The organism is Salidesulfovibrio brasiliensis JCM 12178, assembly GCF_001311825.1.
Taxonomy (GTDB): domain Bacteria; phylum Desulfobacterota; class Desulfovibrionia; order Desulfovibrionales; family Desulfovibrionaceae; genus Pseudodesulfovibrio; species Pseudodesulfovibrio brasiliensis.
Genome location: NZ_BBCB01000115.1, coordinates 1 through 7,124 on the forward strand (window position 1 = coordinate 1; position 7,124 = coordinate 7,124).

Genomic DNA, 7,124 nt, shown 5'->3' on the forward strand with positions numbered 1-7,124 from the left:
TCCCCCTCTTCCCTTCCCCTCAGACTCCCCATCCCATCTCCCCTCCGTAAAAAACTCCTGGTTGGGCGTTGCCCACGCTGTTGGTCAATTGTCCGGATGAGGGCTGTGGTCAGCTTGAGCGTTGGTCCGGTTGAGATGATTTGGCTTCGTGGAAGATATGACGAATAAGCGGGTCAGGGGATAAGACAGACTTTGGTTAATGCTGTGCGGATGCTTTCCCGGAGAGTCTTATGGGACTTCTCACAAATAAAATAGGTTATTTGTTTTCAAGAGGATGGTTCTGTTTTTTCTCCCTGTTCACTCAGCAGCCTGAACCCGAAAACCCCTAAGCCCTGCCAGACAGCTTGAATCGCCCTGAGAAATGTCACGCAGTGCATTTCTCAGGGCGATTCAAGCTGTCTGGCAACCAAGGATTCCAAAGGGGATTATCCCCTTTGGCGGGTGCAGGGCAGCGCCCTGCCCGCCGGAGGAGCAAAAGGAAAGGGCCGGATGATCGCTCATCCGGCCCTGTTTCTATTTACCGTTTCGTTCGTCGAAGAGGACGTAGGGTCTTCTGCGTTCTCCGACGTAGATTTGTCTTGGTCTGTGGATTTTATCCACGCCTGATTTATGTGCTTCGTACCAGTGGGCGATCCAGCCGGGCATGCGGCCGATGGCGAACATGACGGGGAACATGTCGACGGGGATGTTCAGTGACCGCAGGATGATGCCGGAGTAGAAGTCGACGTTGGGGTAGAGGCTTCTGCTGGTGAAGTATTCGTCTGACTGGGCTTCCTGTGAGAGTTCCATGGCGATTTCGAGCAGTTCGTCGTCGGAGCCTTTGGCGTCGAGCAGGTCGTGCGCGGCTTGCTGGAGGATGCGGGCGCGCGGGTCGAAGCTTTTGTAGATGCGGTGTCCGAAGCCCATGAGTCGGGTTTCTTTGCGTTTTACTTTTTCGAGGTAGCCTTTGATGTCTTCTTTGCCGTCGCGGATATCTTCGAGCATGTGGATGACGGCGGAGTTTGCGCCGCCGTGGAGTCTTCCCCAGAGGGCGCAGATGCCTGCGGAGACGGAGGCGAAGAGGTTGGCTTCTGTGGACTGGACCATGCGTACGGTGGAGCAGGAGCAGTTCTGCTCATGGTCTGCGTGCAGGGTGAAGAAGAGGCTGAGGGCCCGGACTTCTTCGGGGCTTGGTTCGTAGAGCCGGTAGGGTTCGGAGAACATCATGTGCAGGAAGTTCTTGCAGTAGGAGAGCTCCGGGTCCGGGTACATGAAGGGCAGCCCTTTGGACTTGCGGTAGGCCCATGCCGCGATGGTTCTGACTTTACTGATGACCTTGGCCGATGCGAGCACGAATTCCTGTTTGGTTTCGATGTCGAGCAGGTCCGGGTCGTAGCATCCCATGGAGTTTACGACTGCGGAGAGGATGGCCATGGGGTGGCCGTTGGAGGGGAAGCCTTCGAAGTGGTGGCGCAGGTCCTCGTGCAGCAGTTCGTTTTCGGTGAGCAGTTTCCGGAAGCGCTGGCGCTGTCCTTTGGTGGGCAGTTCGCCGAAGATGAGCAGCCAGGCGGTTTCGATGAACGAGCCGTTTTTGGCGATTTCTTCTATGGGGTAGCCGCGATAGTGCAGTGCGCCTTCTTCGCCGTTGACGAAGGTGATTGCGCTGTCGCAGGAACCGGTATTCCCGTAACCCGGGTCATAGGTAATGTGGCCGGATTCCTGGCGCAGGTTCCTGATGTCGATGGCGTGTTCGTTTTCGCTGCCCACGATTACGGGCAGCTCATAGGTGGTGCCGTCGAGGATGAGGTACGCGGTTTTGGTGGAAACCTTGTCGTTGTCTTTGAGCATGATATTCTCCTGCGTCCATGAGTCGTCGGGGTCGCCCTGCCGGTCGGTCTTGAGGTAACGGTCCCTGAAAAAAGGATGGGTCCGGCGGGGCGCGAGGTTGGGTCGGCGGGCGATGAGGATGCTTCCGCCGCACGGGAGAATGTTAGCAAAAAGCCCGTAAAAGTAAAGCCCAACTTTTTCGACGGTGTGACAAAAACGTAAATAGGCGGATTTTTGCCGCATTAAATTCGGCGTAGAAAGTCGATAATTGACGATTATGTGGTTTGTCTCCGGTGTTTGGTGTCGTAGTGATGCCTAGCGGGGAAAATAATAATTTTCAGGTATGTTGATCGGGATCAATTTCATTATCAGGTGTTACTGCTAGGTGATGATGAAGTGGAAATTATTCGTTATGAACTTTCAGGGAACCAAAAAGTCCATTTCCGATCGTCAGATTGGTTTTTCGGAGTGAATGTATGAGCAAAAAGCACAAGCAAGCCGGGTTGAACAGGCGTAAATTCCTCAAGGCCGTTGGCATTGGCGGGGCGGCTGCCATGCTGCCGGGAACCGTCAGGGCGGCGCGCAAGGGAGTGGAGCTGGCAACGCTACTGGACATCTCCAAATGCATCGCCTGTGGAGAGTGCGTGTACGCTTGCCGCGACGTCAATGCTGACAGATACCCGGAGCCGAAAAAGCCGTATCCGACCATGTATCCAACGGGCCGCGTCAAGGTGGCGGACTGGTCGGACCGTCGTGACGTGGACGATCGGCTGACCCCCTATAACTGGTTGTTCATTCAGACTTCGGCAGTGGAGTATGAAGGTCGCGAGTACGAGCTCAACATTCCGCGCCGCTGCATGCACTGCCAAAACGCGCCGTGTGCGAACCTGTGTCCCTTCGGGGCGTGCGGAACCGATGAGCAGGGCATCACCTTCATCAACGATCAGGTGTGCATGGGCGGCTCCAAGTGCCGTTCCGTCTGCCCTTGGAACGTGCCCCAGCGCCAGACCGGGGTGGGGCTGTATCGGCATCTGTTGCCGAACTTTGCGGGCAACGGGGTCATGTACAAATGTGACCGCTGCCGCGCCCGCATTGCCGAGGGCGAGCTGCCCGGATGCATTGAGGCGTGTCCCGAGGACGTGCAGATCATCGGCCCGCGTGACGAGATCGTGCGGAAGGCCCATGAGCTGGCCGACTCCATGAACGGCTTCATATATGGTGAAAACGAAAACGGCGGCACCAATACGCTGTATGTCTCGCCGGTGCCGTTCGAGCTGTTGGACGCGGCTGCTGACAAAGGTCCCGGCAGGCCGCATCTCAAGCCGGTGGCCGATAGCATGGCCGAGGCCAACAACCTGACCGAGGCCGCGCTTGTAGCCCCGTTTGCCGGGCTGGTTGCCGGGGCGCTGGGCATCGGGGCGAAACTGCTGGCCGACGGAGGTGATGACGATGAATAGGACACCTGTATCCCCTTGGATCGGCAGGGTGTTCATCCTGCTTGTGGCCGTCCTTGCCGTGACGGGAATGCTTCAGATGCCGCTCGCCAAGCGCTACTACGTCACCATGGTTCCGGGGCTGGGCTGGACCGGAGACTACTACCTGACCCATGTGCTGCACTATGTCGCGGCCATCGGGCTCATGGCGCTGTCCGGCTATTTGGTCGGAAGGTGGTTTGCAGGCTGGCGGAATCGGTTCCGGTTGTCGCGCAGCGGCATTGTCCGTTTGGCAATCGTGACGGCGCTTATCCTTACCGGGGCTGCCCGGATGTACAAGAATCTGCCGGATGCGGCGTTTGGCCCGTTGGAAACCATGCTGCTCGATCTCGGCCATCTCGGCCTTGCGGGAGCTCTCGGGATCGCCGCGCTTGCCGCGCGTTTTTCGGGATCTCGGGCTTATGCCAGCCTTCGTGGCAGCACGAGGAATCGTCGATAGGGCAAATTCTTACAAGACAGCGGCCCGGCGAGCGGTTAATGTCCTCTGCCGGAGGGTACGAATGGAAACCATAGACTGGAATGATTTCGAGAAGGTGGAGCTGCGCTGCGGAACCGTGGTGCGAGTGGAGGATTTCCCGGAGGCGCGGCGTCCGGCATACAAGCTGTGGGTCGACTTCGGACCGGAGATCGGCACCCGCAAGTCCAGCGCGCAGATCACAGGGCACTATGATAGAGAGGAACTGGTGGGCCGACAGGTCGTTGCCGTGGTCAATTTCCCGCCCAAGCAGATCGGGCCGATCCGCTCTGAATGCCTTGTGACCGGACTGCATGATGAGAACGGCGACGTGGTGCTGGTTCAACCCGAACGCCCGGTCCCAAATGGGACGAAGCTCTGTTGAATAAAGCCGGTTTTTGCAAACGCTTGCATTCCATACGGTGACGATATAAACACATTCTCCGCGTGCCGAAGTGGTGGAATTGGTAGACACGCATGATTCAGGTTCATGTGGGAGCAATCCCGTGGAAGTTCGAGTCTTCTCTTCGGCACCAGATTGAATGCAAAAAGGTTGTGGCAAATGCCGCAACCTTTTTTTGGGCGCAGTCCCGAATCGTGACGAGGCTTCTGCGTTTTTTGCGCAAGTGGTCAGCCTTCCCCCGCCTGAAATCTCTATACATACTGAGCAACTCTAGCGTTCTTGCTTCTTGAATGAAAAGCCTCATTCAAGAAAGCTATAGTTTTATTCTGCGACACTGTGTGCCCAGGCATGTCCGGGTTGCAGGAGTACATGCTCCTTTGTGTATTCGAATGTCATTTAATTCTTATGCGTTAGTCTTTTCGGTCTAAGGTTGGCGTGATTGCCTTTGACATGATGCTTTGGCAGCGTTGAAGGGTTTCAGATCGTGTTTTGGTGTGTTTCTGAAAGCGTGTGGGCGTTTATGATGATCGCAATATGAGAAAAGTTCTAGTGAGTGTGTTTTTGAATGTATTTGTTTATTGTTAAGGGATTTCTGTAGCATGTTGTGATTATGTAGTGTGCCTTCTGGAAGAATGCGTTCGTTTTTGGTTTGCAGCAAGTAAGGATAACACGTTTCAATTTATGTAGTAATTGGTCCAGAGCCGCTTTTACAAAAAAAAATAATATGGCCATGCGCGTTCCTGCGCCATTGTGGTGATGCTCAAGAAGTGTCCGAAAAGCACAGAATGTGCCTTCGGGTATCAAATTCAAAAGGAGTGTAGCATGGAAAAAAGACTCTTCGTTATTCTGGCAGCCATGGTAATGTCTTTGGTTTTTGCCGTTTCAGCCGTGGCCGCGCAGAAAGTGGTCATCGTCGGGGACTCAGAATATCCGCCGTATTCGTTCGATAACGGCGGAAAAATGGACGGGATTTATGTCCGGATTCTGCAAAAGATTTTCCCGCAGATGGAAGGCTATGATGTGGAGTTCAAGCTGGTGCCATGGAAAAGAGGCTTGGCGCTAGTAGAAAAAGGAGAGGTGCTCGGCATCGTTCCACCATATTATCGCCCGGAAAAGCGCCCGTGGCTGAAGCCGTATTCCGATCCGATCATCAAGGAAGAGGTGGCCGTTTTTTGTAACAAGAAGGTCATGGACAAGCCCAGAGCGAACTTCCCTGCTGATTACTATGGGCTCACTTTCGCCAACAACACCGGCTTCGCTTCCGGCGGAAAGGTTTTCTTGGAGGCCGTTGAGAGCGGTAAAATCAAAATGGAGGAGTCCAAGAGCACGGACACGAACCTCAAGAAGCTGGCTTCAGGCAGGGTGGATTGCTACATCAACGACAAGCAGGCTATCCTTTGGACCCTGAAGCAATTGGCCTCGCAGGGGGGGGTTGATGCTGGCGCAGTGGTCGAAAGCCAAATAATCAGCGGTGAAGAAGGGTACATAGGTTTTTCCTCAAAAAGGACGGAAGCCGCTGACTTTGCGGCCAAGTTCAACAAGCTGCTGGAGAAGATGAAGGCCTCTGGCGAAGTGGATGCCATCGTCAAGGAATTCGCAAAATAGACTTCGAAACCGGGGGAGGGGAATCCTCTCCCCCGGGCGATGAAAGAGGATAAGCATTGCGACACCAAATCTCACTCCTGCTGGGCATGCTCTTTTTTTGGGTCTTTTCCAGTGTTCCGGTTTTCGCGGAGAACACAGTTGTCACTTTATATGGCGACAATTCATATCCGCCATACAGCTATGAGGAGGACGGTGCGGTCAAAGGCATCTATCCAGAAATCATCCGGGAGGCCGCGGCGCGTTTGTCCGGTTTTTCCCTTGAAATACGGCTTCGACCATGGCGTCGTCTGCTGCAAATGGCCGAACGCGGAGAAGCATTTGCGGTGTTTCCTCCCTACTACAGGCCGATCGAAAGGGAATATCTGGGCCGGTATTCCGTCCCGATTCTCGATGAAGTAACCGCTGTTTTCTGCAACAACGAAGTGCTTGCAGCCCCGCGTCCTGTCTGGCCTGATGATTACTTTGGGCTGAAAATCGGCAAGAATCTGTCATTTTCAACTGGTGGCCCAGCCTTCGAGCAAGCGGCAATGGAGGGAAAAGTCCGGGTCGAAGAGGGCGCGGGAACAAAGATCAATATCCGCAAACTGCTTGAAGGGCGCATTGATTGCTACATGAACGATCGCATCGCTGTACTATGGACCCTCAAGAAGCAGGATGACGGACAGTTCCGCTACTCTGGCAAGATCAACGAGGGCGCGACCATTAGAATGGAGCAAGGGTTTGTAGCATACCCGATCCTGTATGATGCCAGCTACAAGCAGCGTTTCATCAAGGCTTTTGATGAGGTCATTGGTTCAATGAAGGCTGACGGAACAATTACGCGTATTCTGCAAAGCTATGTGCAGTAGGCCACGCAAGCACAGGCCGTGTTTCCTCCAACCCTTCCCCATGTCGACCTCTGATGTGGTTTTGTGAAATAATTAATAAGATCAAGGCCTATTGACTATGGTTTCATTGGGCGTACCCTCCAAATAAGCCCTTTAAGGAGGTGGCCCATATGTCAATGCAGTTAGTGTTTGTACTTGCTGTGTTCAGCTTCGCCGTCATCGCTTTGCTGATGGCAATAGAGAAGTACGTTGAAGTCCGGATGCCGGCCGGCAACCCGCTTGGCAAGGCGGCTGGAAAAGAACCATCCGTTCCTGTTTGCCGAAAGCAACGACTTCTACTGCTTTTTCAGAACAAAGGCGTTTTTTGGATAGCTTGGTACTGATGTTTCCGGCAAACAGATAACAACGAAGCTCTCACATCAGCCCGAAACCGACGGGCGATGAAAAGGTCGTGATATCCTGTGTCACGGCCTTTTTCATGGGCATTAATAAAAACGCTCCTGGCCCTTGCTCGTTTATACATAGCCTCCGGCGGG

7 protein-coding genes and 1 tRNA gene are annotated in these 7,124 nt (G+C 54.2%); 7 read left to right on the forward strand and 1 reads right to left on the reverse strand.

Features of this window, described 5'->3' with window-relative positions; all coding sequences use genetic code 11:
* Positions 1-513 precede the first annotated feature (513 nt).
* Positions 514-1,827 carry a citrate synthase gene (locus JCM12178_RS16225; RefSeq protein ID WP_054652941.1) on the reverse strand — a complete coding sequence of 438 codons (1,314 nt, stop codon included), beginning with the start codon at positions 1,825-1,827 and terminating at the stop codon, positions 514-516.
* A gap of 455 nt (positions 1,828-2,282) precedes the next feature.
* On the opposite strand from JCM12178_RS16225, the gene JCM12178_RS16230 reads away from it, so the two are divergent.
* The 7 genes from JCM12178_RS16230 to JCM12178_RS16260 all read left to right on the forward strand — a co-directional run bounded on the left by JCM12178_RS16230 (position 2,283) and on the right by JCM12178_RS16260 (position 6,971).
* Positions 2,283-3,263 carry a 4Fe-4S dicluster domain-containing protein gene (locus JCM12178_RS16230; protein ID WP_054652932.1) on the forward strand — a complete coding sequence of 327 codons (981 nt, stop codon included), beginning with the start codon at positions 2,283-2,285 and terminating at the stop codon, positions 3,261-3,263.
* Positions 3,256-3,738: a 4Fe-4S ferredoxin gene (locus tag JCM12178_RS18490; protein WP_157054969.1), complete on the forward strand. Its 483-nt coding sequence runs from the start codon at positions 3,256-3,258 to the stop codon at positions 3,736-3,738. Before JCM12178_RS16230 ends, JCM12178_RS18490 begins: the two co-directional genes overlap by 8 nt.
* Positions 3,739-3,799: 61 nt before the next feature.
* Positions 3,800-4,138, forward strand: coding sequence for a tRNA-binding protein (locus tag JCM12178_RS16240; protein ID WP_054652934.1), 339 nt, complete (start codon positions 3,800-3,802; stop codon positions 4,136-4,138).
* 64 nt (positions 4,139-4,202) lie between these two features.
* Positions 4,203-4,289: transfer RNA gene (locus tag JCM12178_RS16245), tRNA-Leu, on the forward strand.
* Positions 4,290-4,912: 623 nt separating this feature from the next.
* Positions 4,913-5,761: a substrate-binding periplasmic protein gene (locus JCM12178_RS16250; RefSeq protein ID WP_083466005.1), complete on the forward strand. Its 849-nt coding sequence runs from the start codon at positions 4,913-4,915 to the stop codon at positions 5,759-5,761.
* A 56-nt stretch (positions 5,762-5,817) separates the two neighbouring features.
* A complete protein-coding gene (locus JCM12178_RS16255; RefSeq protein ID WP_054652938.1) occupies positions 5,818-6,609 on the forward strand; it encodes a substrate-binding periplasmic protein in 792 nt (263 codons plus the stop codon).
* Positions 6,610-6,764: 155 nt separating this feature from the next.
* Complete coding sequence (locus tag JCM12178_RS16260; protein ID WP_157054971.1) at positions 6,765-6,971, forward strand: hypothetical protein; 207 nt, start codon at positions 6,765-6,767, stop codon at positions 6,969-6,971.
* Positions 6,972-7,124: the final 153 nt, after the last annotated feature.